We start from the raw sequence: 21,614 nt of genomic DNA, 5'->3' as shown, positions 1-21,614 counted from the left end.
AACTGCCTCGAAAATGGCGGGATTGCTTGACTTACGAAAATTGGTTGCCTAATTGTTCCACATTCGTTCACAACTTTGTGAACAGGAACATGGGAGTGACCAGATGCTGACTGCCAAGCAGCACGAACTGATCCGCTTTATCCAGGAAAAGCTCGAGGAAACCGGAATCTCACCCTCCTTCGAGGAGATGAAGGAAGCGCTCGACCTCAAGAGCAAGTCGGGCGTCCACCGCCTCATCTCGGCGCTCGAGGAGCGAGGCTTTATTCGCCGGCTTCCCAACAGGGCTCGTGCGCTGGAAATCATCAAGCTTCCCGAAGATTCGGTCACAAGTGCATCGAAGCCCGCACCTGCTGCCAACGATGCAGTTGTCGCCGCCCATTCCGCCAGGCCGACAGCACCGGCACCGGCCAACGATATCATCGATGTTCCGCTGCATGGCCGCATCGCCGCAGGTGCCCCGATCGAAGCAATCGAGGGTCAATCGAGCATGCCGGTTCCGGCTGCCTTGCTCGGCCCCGGCGATCACTACGCGCTCGAGGTTTCCGGCGACTCCATGATCGAGGCGGGTATCTTCGACGGTGACTTCGCCCTTGTGAAACGCGCGGAAACCGCCCGTGACGGCGAGATTGTCGTCGCTCTCGTCGATAACGAGGAAGCGACACTCAAATACCTTCGCAAGGATGGTCCGATGGTCAGGCTCGACCCTGCCAACGGCGCTTACGAGCCGCAGGTTTACGAGGCTGGGCGCGTGAAGGTTCAGGGCAAGTTGGCCGGCTTGCTCCGTCGCTATCACTGATTGTCCGCGACAAAGTTTCACGAGTAATCGGGGCGTCTTGCACAACGCAGGGCGCCCCTTTTTCATATCTAACGGTCGGTGGTCGGCCGCCACCAACCATGTCGCCCCTGACTGTCGACGACTGCATCGAAGCGTTCGTCGGATAGATGGATCGCGAGCCCCCCGCTTTTCTCAAGAAAGCGGCCGTCGGCCTTCATCCACTTCGGCCTGCAGCTACGGGGGAGCCATCTGTCGGCGATGACTATGTCAGCCCTTTCGCAAGCGGCGGCCAGTTGCCGCTCGTCGATGCGGTTGCGCGTCTTTGCCACCAGGACGTGCCAGGTCCGCTCATTGCGCGTGATAGGCAGGCTGCAGAAATCTGCGCTGCAACGCGCGCCTTCCCATTCCGACAGAAGAATCGGGCTGGCCTCGGTACCCGCAAGTTCGACGATATTGTCCCGTGCATAGGACCCTTTGCTTTCGCGCAGCACATGCACCAGGCCGTCTTCGTCGACCACGCCGATGTCGCGTCCGTCCCGCGTCACCAGGATATCTGGCGTGGGTGTGGATAGGAGCATGCCGACGCCAATCAGGGCCGGCACAAATCCCCACAACCGCGACCTTCCCCGCCATAAGGCTATCCAGAGGGCGCCCGCCAGGAACATGAGCAAAGTTGCCAAGCGGATATTCGCCACCAGTTTCACCGCCCCTGGCTGAGCGGCCGTGGTGCGAGCTATCTCGAGCAGGAGGTCGAGCGACACCCCCGCCAGCCACCAGAAGGGCGCACCCGCCCCGATCAGGTCGAAGACCAGAGCAACCGCTATCAATGGCATGGAAATGAAAGTGACGAGCGGGATCGCGATCACATTGGCGAAGGCCCCGTAAAGGCCAGCCCGGTGAAAATGAAACAAGACGATCGGCATGAGTGCGATCTCGATGACCATGCCGGTTGCGAAGAGCATCAGGATGCGGCGCCCAAACCAGCGCGCGCCGCTCTCCTCGCGCGGAGCCAGGAAATCCCGGACGGGTCGTGAATTATGGAGTGCCACAATCCCGATTACGGCGGCAAAGCTCATCTGGAAGCTCGGTCCGACCAGCGATTCCGGCCAGAGGAACAGGACGACCACCGCCGCTACGGCCACCATTCGCATCGAGAGCGGCTCGCGTCCCAATGCCAGCGCAATCAGGACCAGCATCGCACCGACGCAGCTTCTCACTGTCGGGACCTGCGCCCCGGTCAGCAGTGTGTAAGCGATCCCCGCAAGTGCAGCGATGGCTGCCGCCACCAGCGGGATGCGTATCCGCAGGGTCAACCAGGGGAATAACGCGATGAGTTTCGAAGCGAGGAAATAGGCCGCCGCGATCACCGCGCTCACATGCAGTCCACTGATCGACAAGAGGTGCGTCAGGCCTGCATCGCGCATGGCGACCTCGTCGGCTTCGGAAATCGACCCCCTGTCACCACTGGCAAAAGCCGCGGCGATTGTCCCCGACGGCCCATCGAGGTGTTCACGTACGTGTCCGGAAAGACTGCGCTGGATACTCGCGATCAATCCGCTGGCAGGTGGAGCAGGCTCAACCAGCTCGACGTCGCCAACCAGGGATCCGGTGGCGGCATATCCCTTGAACCAGGCAGAGCGCGCGAAATCATAGGCCCCCGGAAGCAGGGGTGGCGAAGGTGGCATCAATCGGGCCCGCAATCTCACGCGGGCACCTTCCCGGAAGCTCGCATCGTCCCTTGCAGCCGGCACATTCACGCGCAACTTGAGCGGTCTGGCATTTTCCGCGTCACGAACCGCCAGTACGAGACGAACGCGTCCCTCGGCCGGCTGCTCCTCGCGATCCAGGATGCGTGCGTCCAATTGCATCAGGGCCGGCCGGGCAATCGGTTCTGCGCCAACCATTTCGGAGCGAACCCAGATCAGCGCCATCCCGAGCGCAAACGCGATTCCAAGTGCCGAACCGGCGAGCCTGAGCCCTGCCCGTTCATCTCTTCGCGAAAATGATGCCTGCGATGCAATCGACACCAGAAGCGCGAGGCCAATCGCGCCCATCCATTGCCAAGGTTCGCCCAGGACAAACCAGCTGCCGATGCCGGCAGCCAGGGCAACCACCAGCCACGGGCCACGATCGAACCCGGAATTGCCGAGAAATGCCTCGATTCCGTCCCCAAATCTGGACAAGAGCGCACGCATGCGCCAAGGGCGCTGCACTGCAACATCGGCGGTATCATCCGCATCGCCGAACGGAACCCGCGATGCCCCCTGCGTCGCCATGCAAGTAGTTGAAAGGATTGAAGAGGGAATGGCAAGCGAAACCGGCAAACAGGTTGTCACACGGTTCGCCCCCTCGCCTACGGGCTTCCTCCATATCGGCGGGGCACGTACGGCGCTGTTCAACTGGCTCTACGCACGCCATCACGGCGGCCGCGCGCTGCTGCGGATCGAGGATACCGATCGCAAGCGCAGCACACAGGACGCGATCGACAAGATCATCGAAGGTCTCGACTGGCTGGGCCTCGACTTCGACGAACCGCCCGTGTTCCAGTCCGATCGCGCCGGTCGCCATGCCGAAGTCGCGATGAAGCTGCTCGAGGCAGGCCAGGCGTACAAGTGCTTCGCCACCCTCGAAGAGCTCGAGGAAATGCGTGCCCAGCAGCGCGCGAACAAGCAGCCCATGCGCTATGACCGCCGTTGGCGGGATCGCGACGAGAGCGAAGCACCCGAGGGTGCGCCCTACGTCATTCGCCTTAAGGTCCCGACCGAAGGCGAAACGGTCATCAACGACGAAGTCCAGGGCAAGGTTAAGGTCAAGAATGCCGAGATCGACGATTACGTCCTTCTCCGCGCAGACGGGACCCCGACCTACATGCTTGCGGTTGTCGTCGACGACCATGACATGGGCGTGACGCATATCATCCGCGGCGACGATCATCTCAACAACGCCTTCCGCCAGCTTCCCATTATCCGGGCAATGGATACGATCGAGGGCGGTTGGCCGGACCCGGTCTACGCCCATGTCCCGCTGATCCACGGCGCGGACGGCGCCAAGCTGTCGAAGCGGCACGGCGCGGTCGGTGTCGAAGCCTATCGCGACGAGGAAGGCGTGCTTCCCGAGGCCCTCTTCAACTACCTGCTGCGCCTGGGATGGGGCCATGGCGACCGCGAGGAAATCACGCGTGAAGAGGCCATCGAACTGTTCGATCTCGACGGTGTGGGCAAAAGCCCTTCGCGCTTCGACATCAAAAAGCTCCAAAACCTCAACGGTCACTATATCCGCGAGGCTGACGACGCGCGCCTGGCAGGCCTTGTCGCAGCCAAGATCGGAACGGATGCCGACGAAAAGCTGCTGACGGAAGCCATGCCGGTTCTCAAGACCCGTGCCCGCAGCATCGATGAACTCGCAGAGGGCGCTGCATTCCTGTTCAAGAGCCGCCCGCTCGAAATGACCGAAAAGGCGGCCGGTTTGCTCGACGACGAGGCAAAGTCGCGGCTTGGCGGCCTTTCGGAGCGCCTGCACGCGCAAAATGACTGGACAATCGAGGCTCTCGAAGCCACTACGAAATCGTATGCCGAACAGCTCGAACTGGGCCTCGGCAAGCTGGCGCAGCCCATGCGGGCCGCGCTGACGGGCACCACCACATCGCCCGGAATTTTCGACGTACTGGTCCTGCTGGGCAAGGAAGAGTCACTCGCGCGTATCGACGCGCAGGCTCTGCCCGCAGGCAAGGAATAAGACGGACCAAGGAGACACGCGTGGCCGACAAGCAGGCAACTCTCAACATCGGCGATCAGGCCCAGGACTTCCCCGTTCTCGAGGGAAGCGTCGGACCCGACGTCATCGACATTCGCAAGCTGTACGGCACGACCGGCAAGTTCACCTACGATCCGGGCTACAAGTCGACGGCCAGCTGCGAAAGCGCCCTGACCTACATCGACGGCGAAGAAGGCGTCCTGCTCCACCGCGGTTACCCGATCGGCCAGTTGGCCGAGCATTCCAGCTTCATGGAAGTCGCCTACCTGCTGCTCAACGGCGAACTGCCGAGCGCCGATGAACTCGCGACTTTCGATGACACGATTACGCGTCACACCATGGTCCACGACCAGCTGCGCCAGTTCTACCAGGGCTTCCGCCGCGACGCGCACCCCATGGCGATCATGTGCGGCGTCGTCGGCGCCCTTTCGGCCTTCTACCACGACAGCACCGACATTTCGGACCCCGAGCATCGCAAGATCTCGAGCCACCGCCTGATCGCGAAGATGCCGACCATCGCTGCGATGGCTTACAAGTACGCTGTGGGCCAGCCCTTCCTGCAGCCGAAGAACGACCTCAGCTACACCGGCAACTTCCTGCGCATGACCTTCGGTGTCCCTGCCGAGGAATATGAAGTGCACCCCGCCATCGAAAAGGCGATGGACCGCATCTTCATCCTCCACGCAGACCACGAACAGAACGCGTCGACCTCGACCGTCCGCCTTGCCGGTTCCTCGGGTGCGAACCCGTTCGCCTGTATCGCTGCGGGCATCGCCTGCCTGTGGGGCCCGGCACATGGCGGCGCCAACGAAGCGGCGCTCAACATGCTGCAGGAGATCGGTTCGCCCGATCGCATCCCGCACTACATCGAGCGTGCGAAGGACAAGAACGACCCGTTCCGCCTGATGGGCTTCGGTCACCGCGTTTACAAGAACTACGATCCGCGTGCGACCGTGATGCAGCAGACGCTGCGCGAAGTCTTCGAAGCGCTGAACGTGAACGATCCGGTTTTCGAAACCGCTCTCCAGCTGGAAGAACTCGCGCTCAACGACGATTACTTCAGGGAAAAGAAGCTTTTCCCGAACGTCGACTTCTACTCGGGCATCATCCTGAACTCGATCGGATTCCCGACCACGATGTTCACCGCACTCTTCGCCCTCGCCCGCACCGTAGGCTGGGTCGCACAGTGGAACGAGATGATCTCCGATCCCGGCCAGGTCATCGGCCGTCCGCGCCAGCTCTACACCGGTCCGACCCAGCGCGATTACGTGCCGATCGGCCAGCGCTAAGCGGCCAGAAATATCTGATGGATCAGGGGCGCTTCGGCGCCCCTTTTTCTATGCATCCGGTTCGCCAGCCCCGGTTTCGGCCACCGGAACGGACAGGGTGAAGCGAGCGCCCTGCCCCCTGGCACTTTCGACGGTGAGGTCACCGCCCATCGCGCGCGCAATCCGGCGCGAGATATAGAGGCCGAGGCCCGAGCCTCCATCGCCATGCTTGCCGAGCCGTTCGAATTTCTCGAACACCTTGGCCTGCTGCTCCTCGTCGAGACCGTGCCCCTGATCGGCCACGGTTACCATCGCCCTGTTGCCCACTCGATCGAGCCTGACCCAGACCCTGCTCTCTTCGGGCGCATAACGAATGGCGTTGCCGATCAGATTGAGGAGAACCTGGAGCACGCGCCGGAATTCGGCGGTCGCCATTTGCATTTCGCCCTCGGCTGGCGGATCGAGCTGGATTCGCCGCTCACTGGCCCTGACACCGAGAATTCCGCAAGCCCGCCGCGCCACGTCGGCAAGGTCGATAAGGTCGGGTGCGGTGGAAAAATCGTCAGCCTCGACCACTTCGAGATCCGACAAGTCGTCGATCAGCGCGAGGAGATGCTGGCCAGCACTGGCAATATCGCCGGCGTAATCGCTGTATTGCTCGTCAAGAGGGCCCGCCAGCTTTGTCCGGATCGTCTCCGCATTGGCAATGATGCGATTGATCGGTTGGCGAAGGACCGGTGTAAGTTCACGGCCAAGCGACGGCGTCCTGCTTGCGACAGACGCATTTGTTGCCGCAAGTGGCTGTGAAGCACTGAGATAGAGCACGAATCCCGCACTGCCCGGATCGACCTTGCCCAGAGGCTCGAGATGGGCCGACCAGCTCCGGCGCGAACCTTCGATCCGGCATGCCGCGCCATCGAGCATACGCCAATGCATCGGCTGGGGATGTGCATTGCCGGGAAACTCGACGAAATCGGTCCAGGGCTTGCCGATGGCATTCCGGATCCTCTCGGCGAACTGCTCGAGGTCTTCGGCATCGGTCTCGATGGAGAGTATTCTTTGCTGCGGATCGAGGCGCGCCGAGCACTCTGCCAGATGGCGGTTGATTTCGGTGCGACGGCGGATTTCGTCCTCCGCGCTTTCCTGCGGAGCATCATCGACATGCCAATTGGCAATCGAGATGTCGCAACCGGGGTTGTCAGCGAGCGATGGCGTGATCTCGGCCCAGGCAGTGACTTGCTCGTCGCCATCGACGGCCTTGAACTGGCGGGCCAGCTTCAAGCCATACTGACGAGCCTTCACGACCAACGAGAGAAGTTCAGGGATTGCGAGCGTTTTCCCAATCTCACCGCCGCATGCCCGGTTCAAATCGGCCAGCTGCTCTCCGGCCTCGATCAGGCGGTCCTCTCCATCAGTGCGGGCTTGGGTCAATGTCTGGATCGTTTCACTCATCTTGCGCCGAACCCTTCGCTAGAGCTGGCGAGCAGCGTCCGCGCTTCACGCTCACCGATGTCGGCAAGTCCGGCAACCGGTGCGCCGCTGGGATGCAACATCAGGAGAGTTTCGTCGATCTGGGCGGCCTGCATGCCGGCAGCGCGCAGGCCAAGCGCAAAACGGACCGCCTGTCGGGCATGGCTTGAAAGCACGGCCAGCCCCCGCGGCTGGGACGAAAGATTGGCAAGTGCGGTAAAGAACAGTCCCGATCCTGCTTCCTCGATCGCCAGTGCACCTTGCGCTCGCTCGCCCAGGGCGGACACGAGCCGTGAGAGCAATGCGAGCCTCCCCGCCCCTTCGTCGAAACCTGCCCGCAACTTGGTTTCTGCCCGGGTCACGGCTTCCGATTGCCCCTCGCCGCAGTATTCCCGCCAGTTGAGGAGAGTGCGGTGGAACAGGTCGCCGGGCAACTCCGCGATCGGCAGCTCCATCCGGCGCTGCGACTGGACGAAGCGCGCCTGCGCCGCGAGTGCCGCCATTGCGCCGGAAGATACCCACCCGTCGGCGTCGGCGATCATTCGCTGCATGAGAGGTGACAGGACTGGATCCAGCCCGAATTCCGCCTCCAGCCTTTCGGTCACCTGCCACTCGACAGCCAGGGCATGGCAATGGGAAAGGAGTTCGCAAGAGGCTTGCAGATGTTCGCCCAGGGCTTCGGCGTGACGGACCGCAAAGGCGTCGCGACCGTTCTCACCGGTGCTTTCGGCCTGGGCGCGAAGGATCTGGTTGGCGAGGTCAGCGATCATTCCCCTGACCCGGGCGACTATCTCGTCGCTGAAGAGCGAATGGTCAGGCGCGGATAGCAAGTGGGACAGGATTGGCTGGATTCCTGCAAGCGCAGCATCCCCTCGCGCCAATGCGTCGCGAAGGCTGCTGCCGCGCTTTTTCTCGGCATCATCCATGGGAGAAATCCCGTCCATCGGATGCCCTTAACACAGGCATGGTTAAGCCGCCGTTATCCCTCGCCAACCGGCTGGAAGAAACGGCTCACGAGGATCAGCAAGGCGAGAACCGCGGAGACTTCGCTTGAAAATCCGAAGAACGCGGCAACAGAAAGGATGCCGGCAAGCAGGATGCGATCTGCATAGGCGGATCGCCATGGTTCGCTGGCGAAACGCTCCGCCAGGCGCAGGAGGCCGACCAGCATGACCGGCACGAACCACCTCAGATATCCGAACTCCTCTGGCGATCCCAGGTAGAGCAGGAATACGATTATCGGGTCGAGGGCCCATTCGAGAACGCGGTGCAGCAGGCTTGGCTTTGTCTCGGGCTTGCCCATGCGAGCGACCCGTTCGACCACCCGGCCCATTCTTGCGAGCATTGCGGAGCAGGCGGCGAGGCCCAGCCCCAGCCACGCTCCGAAGTAACTCCCAAGGCCCAATGCGAGAATTGCAAAGACCGCCGATGCGACGGTAGCGCTCCGCTCTGCTCCTCGCCCGACCACGTCCCTGGCCAGTCGAGCACCGGCACGCTCTGCCACGGCCAGTCCCGGAGCGGTGAAGGCGATCGGTTCACGTTGGGCGTCGATCCACTTGCGCTCCCTTTCGGCCAAGGCCTTGGGATTGGGGTCTATATGCCACTCTTGCTCGTCGATCAGCTTGCGATCGAGCTGAACGATGCGTGTGCCGTTTTGCAGGGCTATCCGCATCAGTGCGGAAGGTGCATCGACATCCTCCGGGAGATTCCCAAGCGTTTTTATGAGCTTGCCCGGCACCAGCATCACGCCCGCCCAGGCCAGTTCAAGATCGATCCGTTCGAACCCAAGCGGCACCGCGAGGTCGGCCGGCAACGCCAGAACGCCATGGCCTTTCAGCGACCTTTCGACGGTATCGGGTTCCGGAAGCACGCCTGACGCAACCGCGAAAATCTCGTCGTTTTCACCCACGAGGGAGAAAAGTCGCGCCGTTTCCCGTACGGGGACGAACTTCAGGCCCGCTTCCTCTGCCCGGCGCTGCAATTCGATGACTTCGCGCTCGATCCGGTCGACGAAGCAAGCGACAATTTCGCAGCCCATCTGCAAAGCGAGATCCAGCTGTCGCTCGACCACCATCGCACCGGCATAACTCCGGAATGCCGGACGCAGCAGCCCGGGCTCGGGATTTCTCTCGAGCGTAGACAGCAATGCGATGCGCAATCGACGAACTCCCGTGGTTTTCCTGTCCGGTCATAGGGATGGAGACCACCTGCTGCCAAGCCGTCTCACCGCGCAAATTGCCCATAATCACGACATTCCCGGGGCCTGCCTCCATTCGAAGCGCATCTGTTTATGGTTAAACAGGGGTTTAAGCCCGTCCCGATTGTGGTAAATCCTCCAAATGGCTAAGCGCTCGCACATTACCGTCGTCGAAGGTGAGGAAACCTCGCCGGAAGCTCCCGAAACCGCGGAAACGTTGGAACAGGAACAGACCGAAGAAGTCGAATACGAAGACGCGGAATGGTTTGAGGAGGAAGCCGTCCTCCCGAAACGCCGATGGATCGTGCCCACTCTCGCGCTGCTGGCAATAGCCGGATGGACCGGATTTTTCCTCTGGGCCAATCGCGCCGAAATGCTTGCCGGAGCCACTGCCCAGCAGGGTATTGCCTGGACCACTTCCTGGGCAATACCGGTGCTCCTGATCGTGGGCCTCTGGATGCTGGCGACGCGCAATTCCGCTCGCGAAGCCAAGCGGTTCGGGGAGATTGCTTACAGTCTTTCCGAAGAATCGCGGAGGCTTGAAGAGCGCTTGGTGGTCGTCAACCGCGAGCTTAGCCTGGCCCGCGAATTTCTCGGCAGCCAGACCCGCGACCTCGAATATCTCGGTCGCAGCGCTACCGAACGGATTTCCGAAAATGCCGATCGTTTGCAGGGCCTGATCCGCGACAATGGCGAGCAGGTCGATGCAATTGCCACTGTCAGCCAGACGGCGCTCGAGAATATGGGCAAGTTGCGGGACGATCTGCCGGTCATCGCGAGCTCGGCAAAGGACGTTACCAATCGCATCGGCGCTGTGGGCCGCACCGCACAGGAACAGCTCGATGCGCTGGTCGAAGGTTTTGCGACCCTCGAGGAGCATGGCAGCCAAAGCGAGCGCCGCATCGCAGACGTGCGGACGAGCGTCGACGACGCGATGACGGCATTCGGCGAGCAGGCCAAGGAGCTCGAAGCCATTGCCGAACAACGATTTGCTGCCTTGCGGGCAGAAAGCGAAGAGTTCCGCAACGAACTGAACGGCCATGAAATCGAAGCGCTGGCCGCGCTCAATGCACGTTCGATATCCCTGCGCAGCGAAATTGCTGAAGTACACAAACAGGCGAGCGCGGACGAGGAACTCGCCCTATCGACCATGCGTGAACGCATCGGCTCCCTGCGCGATGAGGCGATGGCAATCGCCCGTTCGGTTCGCGAAGGTGAAGATGCGGCTATGGGAGCCTGGTCGAACCAGATCGAGAATATGCGCGCCCGCCTCGCCGAGGCGGTGAGCGAGATCAAGGAAATCGACGAAGCGGCCATCGAAGCGGCAAATGCTAAGCTCCGCGCGCTTTCCGAAGAGGCAGCGCGGGTCGATCAGCGGATCGCCGAACGCAACAAGGCTTTCGAGAACGAAACCCGCGAGCGCACGCGCTCCCTCGCCGCCGCTCAGGACGAAATCGCCGGTCAACTCGAAGAGAAGTTCACTCTCCTCGACGCCGCTATTGCGGAGCGCCGCGAGGCTCAGCTCGCGCAGATCGCGGCCCTCACCCAAGAAGGAGAGGCCCTGACCGAACGTGTTTCGGCCCTGGGTGAGACTTTCTCCAATATCGCCGCGCACGGGTATGAGGCGCGCGAAGCTGTTGCCGGCGGCATCGACGCGCTCGATGCGCAATTGCGCGACAGCCGCGAGGCCCTTGAAGGGACCGATCGCGATATCGCCCGCCTGACCGATGCCAGCGTTCGCCTGCTCGAACTCATCCAAGCAAGCGCCAAGCACAGCAGTGACGAACTGCCCGTAGCGATGGAAGCGTCCGAGAACCGGCTTGCCGAGATCGAACGCCGGGCCGGCGAAGTCCAGAACCTCCTCGGGCAGGCACGCGCCACCGGTGATACCCTCACCGAGAGCATGGCCGCCATCGAACGTCGAACACGAGAGGCGATGGACGGTTTCGACGCGTTCCAGGCGAACTTCGGCGAGACAGCAACAGCGCAAATCGACAGCGTCGAACGCCTGCGCGCCGGACTTGCTGCACTTTCGAACGAAAGCAACGAACTGGCAGCCCATGTCCAGGGCGAGCTGCGTGAAGCGATAGCTACACTGGAGAACCGCGCCCGCGCTGCGCTCTCCTCCATCGAGGAGGAACAGGCGCACCGCATCGGCCAGATTTCGACCAAGGTCGGCCAGCAGAGCGTGGAAGCCATCGACAAGGCCTTGGCCGACAAGACACAGTCCACGCTTGCCGATCTGGAAGCAGCCCGCGAACGTTCAGAAGAAGCGGCGCGCGCCATGACGCAGCAGCTGCGCGATCAACTGGGCAGGCTCAACGAACTGACCACCAATCTGGAATCGCGCATCGCCCAGGCGCGCGAGAAGGCAACCGACACGGTTGATGGCGATTTCGCCCGCCGCGTTGCGCTGATTACGGAAAGCCTCAACTCCAATGCGATCGACATCGCGAAGGCGCTTTCCAGCGAGGTCACCGACACCGCTTGGGCAAGCTACTTGCGCGGCGACCGCGGTATCTTCACGCGCCGCGCGGTGCGCCTGATCGACAACAGCGAAGCGAGGGAAATCGCAGAACTATACGATGCAGACAGCGATTTCCGCGAACACGTCAATCGCTACATCCATGATTTCGAAGCGATGCTGCGTACGCTGCTTTCGACCCGTGACGGTAATGCGGTCAGCGTCACCCTGCTGTCGAGCGATATGGGCAAGCTCTACGTGGTACTGGCACAGGCCCTGGAACGCCTGCGCCAGTGAGCGATCACTCGGCGCCCGGGCCCCACAGGATAAGGTCTTCGGCCTCGATCCAGCCATAGGCATAGTTCAGGACGTAAAGCGTACAGAGCACGGCAGCGAGGATCGTCGCCCGCTTTGCCAAAAGACCCGGCCGGAAGTTGACCGGAGCGCTGTCGGCCTGTCCCGGCACTTTTGCAACGCCTTCTTCGTCTGGCGTACGCACTCCGAATGGAAGCAACACAAACGCGCTGACGACCCAGAAAAGCGCGTAAATCGCGACGATCGAAGTCCATTCCATCGGTAATGACATGAAGCTTATCCAAGTCTCGTGGGAAGCATGACGCGAACCTGCGGACGCTTGCCCGACCAGCGCTGGGCAGCCCGGCGTGCAGCCAGTCGAGCAGCCTCGTGCACGGCCGCAGCCGATCTTCCGTCCTTACCCTTCAGCCGCTTGATCGCAGTGACGATATCCTGCCGCGCCTCCGCGACGAAATCCTCGTAATCCTCATCCAGGGGCAAACCAAGGCTGTCGATCAGGGGGTTGAGCTGGTCATCGAGGGCAACGATCACCACGCCTTCGTGCATGATCCGGCGGCGCATAACGATGCTGTCGCCATCTGCCGGCGCGATAATGTCACCGTCGAGAACGAGGCGCCCCGCCCTGATCTCGGCAATCTTTCCCGGTGCGCCGGGAGCAAGACGAACGATGTCTCCGTTCTGCTGGAAGACCGCGTCAGGGATGCCATTCGCAATCCCGAGCCTTGCCTGTTCCTGCATATGGCGGACTTCGCCATGGACAGGGACAAGGATTTCCGGTCGCAGCCAGCCATAGAGCGCTTCCAGTTCGGGGCGGCCGGGGTGGCCGCTGACGTGGATCATGCTCTGGCGGTCGGTCACCATGGTGACGCCTTTTGCGGCAAGGCGATTCTGGACGGCGCCGATTGCCAGTTCATTGCCGGGAATCTGGCGGCTGGAGAACAGGACGACGTCTCCTGCCACCAGTTCGATCGGGTGATTGTCTTCCGATACCCGGGACAGCGCCGCCCTAGGCTCGCCCTGCCCCCCGGTTGCAATGATCAGCACCTCACCGCGGGGCAAACCCATAGCCGTGTCGAAATCGATAGTTTCGGGGAAGTCCTCGAGATATCCATTATGCCGGGCGACATCGATGATGCGGTCGAGTGAACGCCCCGCAACGCACAATTGCCTGCCGGTCTCCCGAGCGACTTCACCCAGGGTGTGAAGCCGGGCAACATTGCTCGCGAAGGTCGTCACGAGGACGCGCTTGCCAACATGGCGTTGCACTTCTTCCAGCAGGCCCTTGAACACCGCGCCCTCGGATCCGCTCGGCGACGGGTTGAAGACGTTGGTGCTGTCGCAAACGAGCGCGAGAATACCCTCGTCACCAATCTCGGTAAGCTCTTCCTCGGTTGTCGGCTCGCCGATGATCGGGTCCTCGTCGAGCTTCCAGTCTCCGGTGTGAAAGATGCGACCATGCGGCGTATCGATCAGTAGCGCATTGCCCTCCGCAATCGAATGGGCGAGCGGGATGTAGGTGATCTCGAAGGGACCGATTTTTAAGCTGCCATGGTCTTCCTCGATGATGTTGAGTTCGACCTCGCCTTCGAGATCGGCCTCTTCCAGCTTCCGGCGCACCAGTTCTGCCGTGAACGGCGTCGCGTAGATCGGGACGCCGAGATCGGCGGCGAAATAGGGCACCGCGCCGATATGGTCCTCATGCGCATGGGTGAGGACGATTGCCTCGAGATCCTTCGAACGATCCTCGATGAATTCGAGATCGGCGAAAACGAGATCGACGCCGGGATACTGCCCGCCGGAAAAGGTCATTCCGAGGTCGACCATGAGCCATCGGCCCTGGCAACCGTAGAGGTTGACGTTCATGCCGATCTCGCCGGAGCCGCCCAGGGCCAGGAACAGGAGTTCGTCTTCGGGGGTGAAATTCTTCTTCAAGAGGATGCGCGCTCCGCAAGCATGGCGAGGCCGTCCAGCGTCAGGTCGCTGTCCACCTCGTCGAATAGGTCTGTAATTTCGTCAAACAGGAGGGCGAGGCCACCGGTGGCAACTACCTTTGCAGGTCGGCCGATTTCCGTTTTCATACGGTCTACCAAGCCCTCGATCAGGGCCACATAGCCCCAGAATACGCCGATCAGCATCTGGTCTTCGGTGTTTCGGCCAATGACGCTCGTGCTAGACGGTTTCTCGATCGCGATGCGGGGAAGCTTGGCCGTGTTGCCCACCAGCGCATCGAGCGAGAGATTGATACCGGGCGCGATAATGCCGCCCTTGTAGGCACCGTTGAAGTCGACCGCATCGATGGTGGTCGCCGTTCCGAAGTCGATCACGACGAGATCGCCCTCGTATTTCGCATGAGCTGCAATCGCGTTGAGCGCACGATCTGCCCCCAGCGAACGGGGCTCGTCGACGTCGACTTCGATGCCCCAGTCGGCCTCCCCTGCCCCTGCGATCATCGGTTCGACGTCAAAGTACTTCCGCGAAAGGACGCTGAGATTGTGGATCGAACGCGGTACCACCGACCCGATAATGATCTGGTCGATATCCTCACGCTTGTAGCCCTCGATTTCGAGCAGCTGGAGAAGCCAGACAGCGTATTCGTCGCCGGTGCGCCGAGCGTCGGTGGCGATCCGCCAGCGCGCCTTGATCTCACGCCCCTCGAACAGGGCGAAGACCACGTTTGTGTTTCCGACATCGGCAGCAAGCAACATGGCTCAACCCTCCTCGTTCGCGAGCATTACATCGCCCGCATGGATGACACGCTCTTCTCCGCCCGCCAAGCGGAGCCGCAAGGCTCCATCCTTCGTCAAGCCAGCGAATGCACCGTCGATCGGTTCCTCACCCGGCGGATGAACATGGAGCGGCGTTCCACCGCGATGCGCGACGCTTTCCCAGCGCCGGACCAATGGTTCAAGTCCGTAGCTGCGCCAGCGCTCGATCTCTCGGTCGAAAATCGAAGCGAGCGACTGGGCGAAGGTATCCCGATCCGGAGCAGGCCCGTAAGCCGACAGGGCCACCGTTCTTCGATCGGGCAAATCGGGGGCATCTGCCAGGTTCACACCGATACCGACGACAATAGCGTCCTTCTCCCGTTCGAGCAGGATGCCGGCGAGTTTGGCTCCGCCAAGCATGAGATCGTTGGGCCATTTCAGCGACAAATCGGTCGGAGCGGAAATGAGCGGCAAAACGGCCTCATAGACCGCCAAACCGGCGACCAGGGCAAGGCTGGAAGGCGCAGGATCGCGCTCGTGCGGGCGAACGATCGTCGACCCCATGAAATTGCCGAAGCCGTCGAACCATGTCCGCCCCTGTCGGCCGCGGCCGGAAGTCTGCCGGTCGGCAACCAGCCAATAGCCCTCCGCCAGCGCTTCTCCGTCGCGCAGGCGGGCGGTCAGGTCGGTATTGGTGCTCCCGGTTTCTGGGACCGTGTCGATCAAGCCGCGTAGAACAGCGCTTGCGCCGCTGCATCGGCGGCGCTGCCGAGCCACGGTCCGAGAAGGTAGCCAAGCGGCGAGACGACGAGGACACACAGGCCAAGCACGGCCCAGTGCGATACCGGTGCCTTGGCGGGTGCCGCGCCCTTCGGCTCATCGAAGAACATCACCTTGATGAACTTGATGTAGTAGAATGCACCGATCACGCTGGCGGCGATACCGATTGCCGCAAGGGCGATCATGTCGGCTTGCACCGCGGCCTGGAAGACCACGAACTTGCCCCAGAAACCGAACAGTGGCGGGATACCGGCAAGGCTGAACATCAGCGCGAGAAGGCACCAAGCCAGCACCGGGCTTGTGGTCGAGAGGCCCGAGATATCGTCGAACGTCGTCAGCGCCTTGCCATCGGCATCGCGCAGCATGAGCAGTGCGACGAAGCTGCCGATCGTCATGAAGACGTAGATGAACAGGTAGACCATCACACCCGAGACGCCCTCTGCCGTCGCAGCAGCGAGGCCGATGAGGATGAAGCCGACGTTGTTGATGGACGAGTATGCCAGCAGTCGCTTCAGGTTGTTCTGGCCGATCGCCCCCAGCGCGCCGACCACGATCGAGGCGAGAGCGGCGAAGATGACGATCTGCTGCCAGGCTTCGACCTGGCCGCCGAAGGGACCCGTAGCCATGCGGACCAGCATTGCCACGGCAGCCACCTTGGGTGCGCTGGCAAAGAATGCGGTGACCGGCGTAGGTGCGCCTTCGTAGACGTCAGGCGTCCACATATGGAACGGGACGGCGGCAATCTTGAAGGCAAGGCCGGCGAGGACGAACACCACGCCGAACATCGCACCGGTCGAGAAGTCGGCGGTGAACGCGGCGCGGATGCCGTCGTAGCTGGTGGTACCCGAAAAGCCGTATACGAGGCTCATGCCGTAGAGGATGATGCCGGAGGCAAGACCGCCCAGGATGAAGTACTTCAGGCCTGCTTCGCTCGACTTTTCGTCCTTGCGGGCGAAGCTGGCGAGCACGTAGCTCGAAAGGCTCGACAGCTCGAGGCCGACATACAGCGCCATCAGGTCAACAGCGGACACCATGATGCCCATGCCGACCGCGTTGAAGACCATCAGGACCGCATATTCACCACGGAAACCACCACGGGTTTCGAAGTAGCGCGGCGCAACGATCAGGCAGGCGATCGTCGCGAGATAGATCAGCGACTTCGCAAACATGGCAAAGCCGTCGGCGCGGATGAGGCCACCGAATGCATCTGCCGGAACGCCGCTATTGGGAAGAGATACCGTGAAGATCAGCGCGCCGAACAGAGCCGCGACTGCCGCGATGGTAATACCGCGAGCCGCCTTGGCGCCCGTCCATGCGGTTACCAGCAGAAGGATGAGCGCGATTGCCGAGAGGCCGACTTCGGTCGCCGTCAGGTGAAGGGAAGTTGCGTAGTCCATTAGTGGGCTCCCTCCCCATCGTGGCTTGCTTCGACATGGTTCGCCGCGTGTTCACGCGGCGTGCCTACGGCAAGTTCGCTGTCATAATGCGGAGCAACACTGGCGAGGCGGGCCTCGAGAGCGGCAATATCTTGGCGCATGGGTGCGAGGAAGCTTTCCGGATAGACGCCCATCCACAGCACGGCGGCTGCGATCGGAGCTAGCATGGCCCATTCGCGGGCATTGAGGTCGGGCATCGCAGCGGCATCGGCGTTCTTCTGCTCACCGAACGCCACCCGGCGATAGAGGTAAAGCATGTAGGCCGCACCGAGGATGATGCCCGTGGTGCAAACCAGCGTCACGAAGGTGGAAACTTCATAGATGCCGGCCAGCGCAAGGAATTCGCCGATAAAGTTGCTGGTTCCCGGAAGGCCGATCGAGGCCATGGTGAACAACAGGAAGAACAGCGCATACTTGGGCATGTTGATGCTGAGGCCGCCATAGCTTGCGATCTCGCGGGTATGCAGGCGGTCGTAAATCACGCCGACGCACAGGAACAGCGCGCCCGAGACGAGGCCGTGGCCGAGCATGACCATCATCGCACCTTCGAGACCCTGCACGTTGAAAGCGAACAGGCCTACGGTCACGATCGCCATATGGGCAACCGAGGAGTAGGCGATCAGTTTCTTCATGTCTTCCTGCACCAGCGCGACGAGCGAGGTGTAGATCACCGCCACCATCGAGAGGCCGAACACCAGCCACGCGAGATCGGCGCTGGCTTCGGGGAACATGGGCAGGCTGAAGCGGATGAAACCGTATCCGCCGAGCTTCAACAGGACGCCTGCAAGGATGACCGAACCGGCGGTAGGCGCCTGGACGTGGGCATCGGGCAGCCAGGTGTGAACCGGCCACATCGGCATCTTCACTGCAAAGCTGGCGAAGAAGGCAAGCCACAACCACAGCTGGGCATCGACCGGGAAGTCGTACTGCATCAGGGTCGGGATGTCGGTGGTACCGGCCTCGTTCACCATCCACAGCATCGCGATCAGCATCAGGACCGAACCGAGCAGCGTGTAGAGGAAGAACTTATACGAGGCGTAGATGCGGTTATCGCCGCCCCAGACACCGATGATCAGGTACATCGGGATGAGGCCTGCTTCGAAGAAGATGTAAAACAGGAACAGGTCCTGTGCTGCGAACACGCCGATCATCAGCACTTCCATAAGCAGGAAGGCGCTCATGTATTCGCCGACGCGCTTCGTGATCGCATCCCAGCTGGCAAGGATGCAGATCGGCATCAGGAAGACGCTGAGCATGATCAGCATCAGGGCGATGCCGTCGATCCCGAGCGCATAGCTGAAGCCTGCGAAGAGTTCGGCCCGTTCGGTGAACTGCCACTGCGCCCCGCCGATATCGTAGTTGATCCACAGTAGCACGCCGAGCGCAAGGTTGATGAGCGTTGCGAACAACGCCGTCATCCGGGCAGCCGAAGCGCTGAGGAACAGGCAGGCGATGGCCGCGATGAGCGGCACGGCGAGCATGAGCGAGAGGATGGGGAACTCCATCAGAACAGCACCCAGGTGATGGCGGCGACAAGTCCGAGGAGCATCACCAACGCATAGCTATAGAGATATCCGGTCTGGAAGCGCTTGGCACCGACGGCACCCTTGTCGACGAGCCAGGCCACGCCATTGGGGCCGAAGCGATCGATCGTGCCGATGTCGCCCAGTTTCCAGAACTGGCGGCCCAGCCAGAAGGCGGGGACCACGAAGAGATAGTGGTAGAGCTCGTCGAAATACCACTTGTTGTAGAAGAAGCGGTAGATCGGGCCGAGCTGTTCGGCGGCCTTGCCGGGAATCGTGGTGTCCTTGATGTAGGCGAGCCACGCCACAAATAGGCCGGTTAGCATCACGATGAACGCGGCGTACTTCACCGGCTTCGGCACCGCATGCATCGCGTGGATCAGATCCTGATTGTAATAGATCGAATTCGCCCAGAAGGCCGCGTCGTCGAGGAAAGTCGGTGCGAAGACCTGGCCGGCGAGAATCGCGCCCACGGACAGGATGCCCAACGGAATGAGCATGGTCAGCGGGCTTTCGTGCGGGTGATAGCCGCCGGTTGTGTCTTCACCTGCCTCTTCGGGCGTCTTGTGGACCGAATGCTGGATGTGTTCGCTCTCGATCCAGCGGGGCTTGCCCCAGAAGGTGAGGAACATCAGGCGCCAGCTGTAGAAGCTGGTCAGTAGTGCGGCGACGACACCCATCCAGAAGGCGAAATTACCGAGTTCCGTGCCGCGTGCGTATGCGACCTCGATAATCGCATCCTTCGACCAGAAACCGGCGAAACCGACATGCACGTCGTAGATGCCAAGGCCGGTGATCGCTAGCGTGCCAGCCATCATCGCCCAGAAGGTGAGCGGGATTTTCTTACGCAGACCGCCGTAATACCGCATGTCCTGTTCGTGGTGCATCGCGTGGATGACCGAGCCTGCACCGAGGAACAGCAGCGCCTTGAAGAAGGCGTGCGTGAACAGGTGGAACATGGCCGCGCCATAAGCGCCGACACCTGCTGCAAAGAACATGTATCCCAGCTGCGAACAGGTCGAATAGGCGATGACGCGCTTGATGTCCCACTGCGTCGTGCCGACGGTGGCGGCGAAGATACAGGTGGCGGCACCGATGAAAGTCACGAGGCCGAGCGCGACGGGCGCGGTCTCGAACATGGGGCTCAGGCGGCAGACCATGAATACGCCTGCGGTCACCATGGTAGCGGCGTGGATCAGGGCGGACACCGGGGTCGGGCCTTCCATCGCGTCGGGCAGCCAGGTGTGCAGGCCGAGCTGGGCCGACTTACCCATCGCGCCGATGAACAGCAGGATGCACAGGAGGTCCATCGTGTGCACGCGCATGCCGAGGAAGCCGATGGTCGCACCGCTCATGGCGGGGGCGGCTTCGAGGATCTCGGGGATCGAGACCGTGCCGAATACCAGGAAGGTGCCGAAGATACCCATCATGAAACCGAGGTCGCCCACGCGGTTGACCACGAAGGCCTTGATCGCGGCGGCGTTCGCGCTCGGCTTCTTGAACCAGAAACCGATCAGCAGGTAGCTGGCGAGGCCAACGCCTTCCCAACCGAAGAACATCTGCACGAGGTTATCTGCGGTCACCAGCATCAGCATGGCGAAGGTGAAGAGCGAGAGATATGCGAAGAAGCGCGGCTGATCCGGGTCTTCCTCCATATAGCCCCAGCTATAGAGGTGGACGAGCGCCGAGACGGTGTTGATGACCACCAGCATGACGGCGGTGAGCGTATCGACACGCAGCGCCCAGTCGAAGGCGAGATCGCCCGACTGCACCCAGGTGAGAACCGGAACGACGGTCGCTTGCGCGCTGCCGGTTACGAAGCCGAGGAAGATCGGCCAGCTGAGGATCGCGCTGACGAACAATGCGCCGGTCGTGATCGACTTTGCAAAGACGCTGGGCGCGCTCTTGTTGACGAGGCCTGCAATGATGCTGGCGAGCAGCGGCAGGAAAACGATGGCGAGGATGGAGGTCTGCACTGGTGCTTATCCCTTCATCTGGTTGGCATCGTCGACCGCAATGGTGCCGCGGCCACGGAAGTAGATCATGAGGATGGCGAGCCCGATGGCCGCCTCTGCCGCCGCAACGGTCAGGATGAACATCGCGAAGACCTGTCCGACGAGATCGCCGAGGAAGGCGCTGAAGGCGACCATGTTGATGTTCACCGCGAGCAGGATGAGTTCGATGGCCATCAAGATGATGATGATGTTCTTGCGGTTCAGGAAGATGCCGAGAACGCCGAGCACGAATAGCACCGTGCTCACGACGATATAGTGTTCGATGCCGATCACAGCTCGACCCCCTTGCCCACTTCGGGCTGTTTCATGACGGTTGCCTCGTCCGGATTGCGGCGGACCTGCTTGCCGATGTCCTGCTGCCCGCGCTTCGACTTGGAAGGACGGTGGGTGAGGACGATCGCGCCGATCATGGCGACCAGCAGGATGATGCCCGCGATTTCGAACAGGAAGACGTATTTCGAATAGAGCATCGCGCCGATTGCAGCGGTGTTGTTCTCGACCATGGCCGGAGCCTCGCTTGCCATGGGCGTGCCGAGCTCGATCGCACCGACGCGGTATGCACCGATGCCGAGCACCAGTTCGGCCAGCAGGATCAGGGCGATCGCAATGCCCAGCGGGAAGTTCTTCATGAAGCCGGCACGCATGGCGGCAACGTCGATGTCGAGCATCATTACCACGAACAGGAACAGCACGGCGACTGCCCCGACGTAGACGATGACGAGAAGCATCGCGATGAACTCGGCGCCAACAAGCACCATCAGTCCTGCCGCGTTGAAAAACGCGAGAATGAGCCACAGCACCGAGTGCACCGGATTGCGCGCCGTGATCACCATCACGGCCGATGCAATCATGAGCACCGCGAAGAGATAGAAGGCGAAGGTCTGGATCATAATGCCCCGGATTCGGTTGCGGC

Annotated in this window: 17 protein-coding genes; 4 read left to right on the top strand and 13 right to left on the bottom strand. The window is 61.7% G+C overall.

All coding sequences use genetic code 11. The features are described 5' to 3' along the window. The first annotated feature begins 103 nt into the window (after positions 1-103). Positions 104-796 (top strand): transcriptional repressor LexA, encoded by a 693-nt coding sequence (gene lexA / locus K3136_RS01190; RefSeq protein ID WP_221431112.1) that lies wholly within the window; start codon positions 104-106, stop codon positions 794-796. Positions 797-864: 68 nt separating this feature from the next. Here lexA and K3136_RS01185 read toward each other — a convergent pair whose 3' ends face one another. Beyond that, positions 865-3,051 carry a ComEC/Rec2 family competence protein gene (locus K3136_RS01185; RefSeq protein ID WP_221431111.1) on the bottom strand — a complete coding sequence of 729 codons (2,187 nt, stop codon included), beginning with the start codon at positions 3,049-3,051 and terminating at the stop codon, positions 865-867. 28 nt (positions 3,052-3,079) lie between these two features. Between K3136_RS01185 and gltX the strand changes: the two genes are divergently transcribed. Next, the gene (gene gltX, locus K3136_RS01180; protein ID WP_221431110.1) at positions 3,080-4,510 is read left to right on the top strand and encodes a glutamate--tRNA ligase; all 1,431 of its coding nucleotides are present in this window, start codon (positions 3,080-3,082) and stop codon (positions 4,508-4,510) included. Between the two features lie 20 nt (positions 4,511-4,530). Beyond that, complete coding sequence (locus tag K3136_RS01175; protein WP_221431109.1) at positions 4,531-5,817, top strand: citrate synthase; 1,287 nt, start codon at positions 4,531-4,533, stop codon at positions 5,815-5,817. Positions 5,818-5,865: 48 nt separating this feature from the next. On the opposite strand, the gene K3136_RS01170 is transcribed toward K3136_RS01175, so the two are convergent. Genes K3136_RS01170 through K3136_RS01160 form a run of 3 tightly spaced genes read right to left on the bottom strand, consistent with a single transcriptional unit; the run spans position 5,866 to position 9,412 of the window. Further along, the gene (locus K3136_RS01170) at positions 5,866-7,248 is read right to left on the bottom strand and encodes a sensor histidine kinase (protein ID WP_221431108.1); all 1,383 of its coding nucleotides are present in this window, start codon (positions 7,246-7,248) and stop codon (positions 5,866-5,868) included. Next, positions 7,245-8,210, bottom strand: a complete 966-nt coding sequence (locus K3136_RS01165) for a hypothetical protein (RefSeq protein WP_221431107.1) — start codon at positions 8,208-8,210, stop codon at positions 7,245-7,247. The genes K3136_RS01170 and K3136_RS01165 overlap by 4 nt, the downstream gene beginning before the upstream one ends. A 35-nt stretch (positions 8,211-8,245) precedes the next feature. Continuing rightward, complete coding sequence (locus K3136_RS01160) at positions 8,246-9,412, bottom strand: hypothetical protein (RefSeq protein WP_221431106.1); 1,167 nt, start codon at positions 9,410-9,412, stop codon at positions 8,246-8,248. Between the two features lie 193 nt (positions 9,413-9,605). On the opposite strand from K3136_RS01160, the gene K3136_RS01155 reads away from it, so the two are divergent. After that, entirely contained in the window at positions 9,606-12,224 is a 2,619-nt protein-coding gene (locus K3136_RS01155) for a coiled-coil domain-containing protein (protein WP_221431105.1), read from the top strand. 4 nt (positions 12,225-12,228) lie between these two features. Here K3136_RS01155 and K3136_RS01150 read toward each other — a convergent pair whose 3' ends face one another. The 9 genes from K3136_RS01150 to K3136_RS01110 are packed head-to-tail and all read right to left on the bottom strand — an operon-like array spanning position 12,229 to position 21,591. Further along, positions 12,229-12,501 (bottom strand): DUF1467 family protein, encoded by a 273-nt coding sequence (locus K3136_RS01150; protein ID WP_221431104.1) that lies wholly within the window; start codon positions 12,499-12,501, stop codon positions 12,229-12,231. A gap of 17 nt (positions 12,502-12,518) precedes the next feature. Beyond that, positions 12,519-14,174, bottom strand: coding sequence for a ribonuclease J (locus tag K3136_RS01145; RefSeq protein ID WP_221431103.1), 1,656 nt, complete (start codon positions 14,172-14,174; stop codon positions 12,519-12,521). Continuing rightward, positions 14,171-14,947 carry a type III pantothenate kinase gene (locus K3136_RS01140; RefSeq protein ID WP_221431102.1) on the bottom strand — a complete coding sequence of 259 codons (777 nt, stop codon included), beginning with the start codon at positions 14,945-14,947 and terminating at the stop codon, positions 14,171-14,173. Before K3136_RS01140 ends, K3136_RS01145 begins: the two co-directional genes overlap by 4 nt. Positions 14,948-14,950: 3 nt before the next feature. Then, on the bottom strand, positions 14,951-15,673 hold the full coding sequence (locus tag K3136_RS01135; RefSeq protein WP_221431101.1) for a biotin--[acetyl-CoA-carboxylase] ligase: 723 nt from the start codon (positions 15,671-15,673) through the stop codon (positions 14,951-14,953). Further along, entirely contained in the window at positions 15,670-17,124 is a 1,455-nt protein-coding gene (gene nuoN, locus K3136_RS01130; RefSeq protein ID WP_221431100.1) for an NADH-quinone oxidoreductase subunit NuoN, read from the bottom strand. Before nuoN ends, K3136_RS01135 begins: the two co-directional genes overlap by 4 nt. Beyond that, positions 17,124-18,668, bottom strand: coding sequence for an NADH-quinone oxidoreductase subunit M (locus K3136_RS01125; protein WP_221431099.1), 1,545 nt, complete (start codon positions 18,666-18,668; stop codon positions 17,124-17,126). The genes nuoN and K3136_RS01125 overlap by 1 nt, the downstream gene beginning before the upstream one ends. Further along, the gene (nuoL, locus tag K3136_RS01120; RefSeq protein WP_221431098.1) at positions 18,668-20,662 is read right to left on the bottom strand and encodes an NADH-quinone oxidoreductase subunit L; all 1,995 of its coding nucleotides are present in this window, start codon (positions 20,660-20,662) and stop codon (positions 18,668-18,670) included. The genes K3136_RS01125 and nuoL overlap by 1 nt, the downstream gene beginning before the upstream one ends. Before the next feature lie 6 nt (positions 20,663-20,668). Beyond that, entirely contained in the window at positions 20,669-20,974 is a 306-nt protein-coding gene (nuoK, locus tag K3136_RS01115; RefSeq protein ID WP_221431097.1) for an NADH-quinone oxidoreductase subunit NuoK, read from the bottom strand. Next, positions 20,971-21,591, bottom strand: coding sequence for an NADH-quinone oxidoreductase subunit J (locus K3136_RS01110; protein ID WP_221431096.1), 621 nt, complete (start codon positions 21,589-21,591; stop codon positions 20,971-20,973). The genes nuoK and K3136_RS01110 overlap by 4 nt, the downstream gene beginning before the upstream one ends. Positions 21,592-21,614: the final 23 nt, after the last annotated feature.

It is taken from the genome of Qipengyuania gelatinilytica (assembly GCF_019711315.1).
GTDB classification, from domain to species: Bacteria; Pseudomonadota; Alphaproteobacteria; order Sphingomonadales; family Sphingomonadaceae; genus Qipengyuania; species Qipengyuania gelatinilytica.
This window is presented reverse-complemented; position numbering and strand designations above follow the sequence as displayed.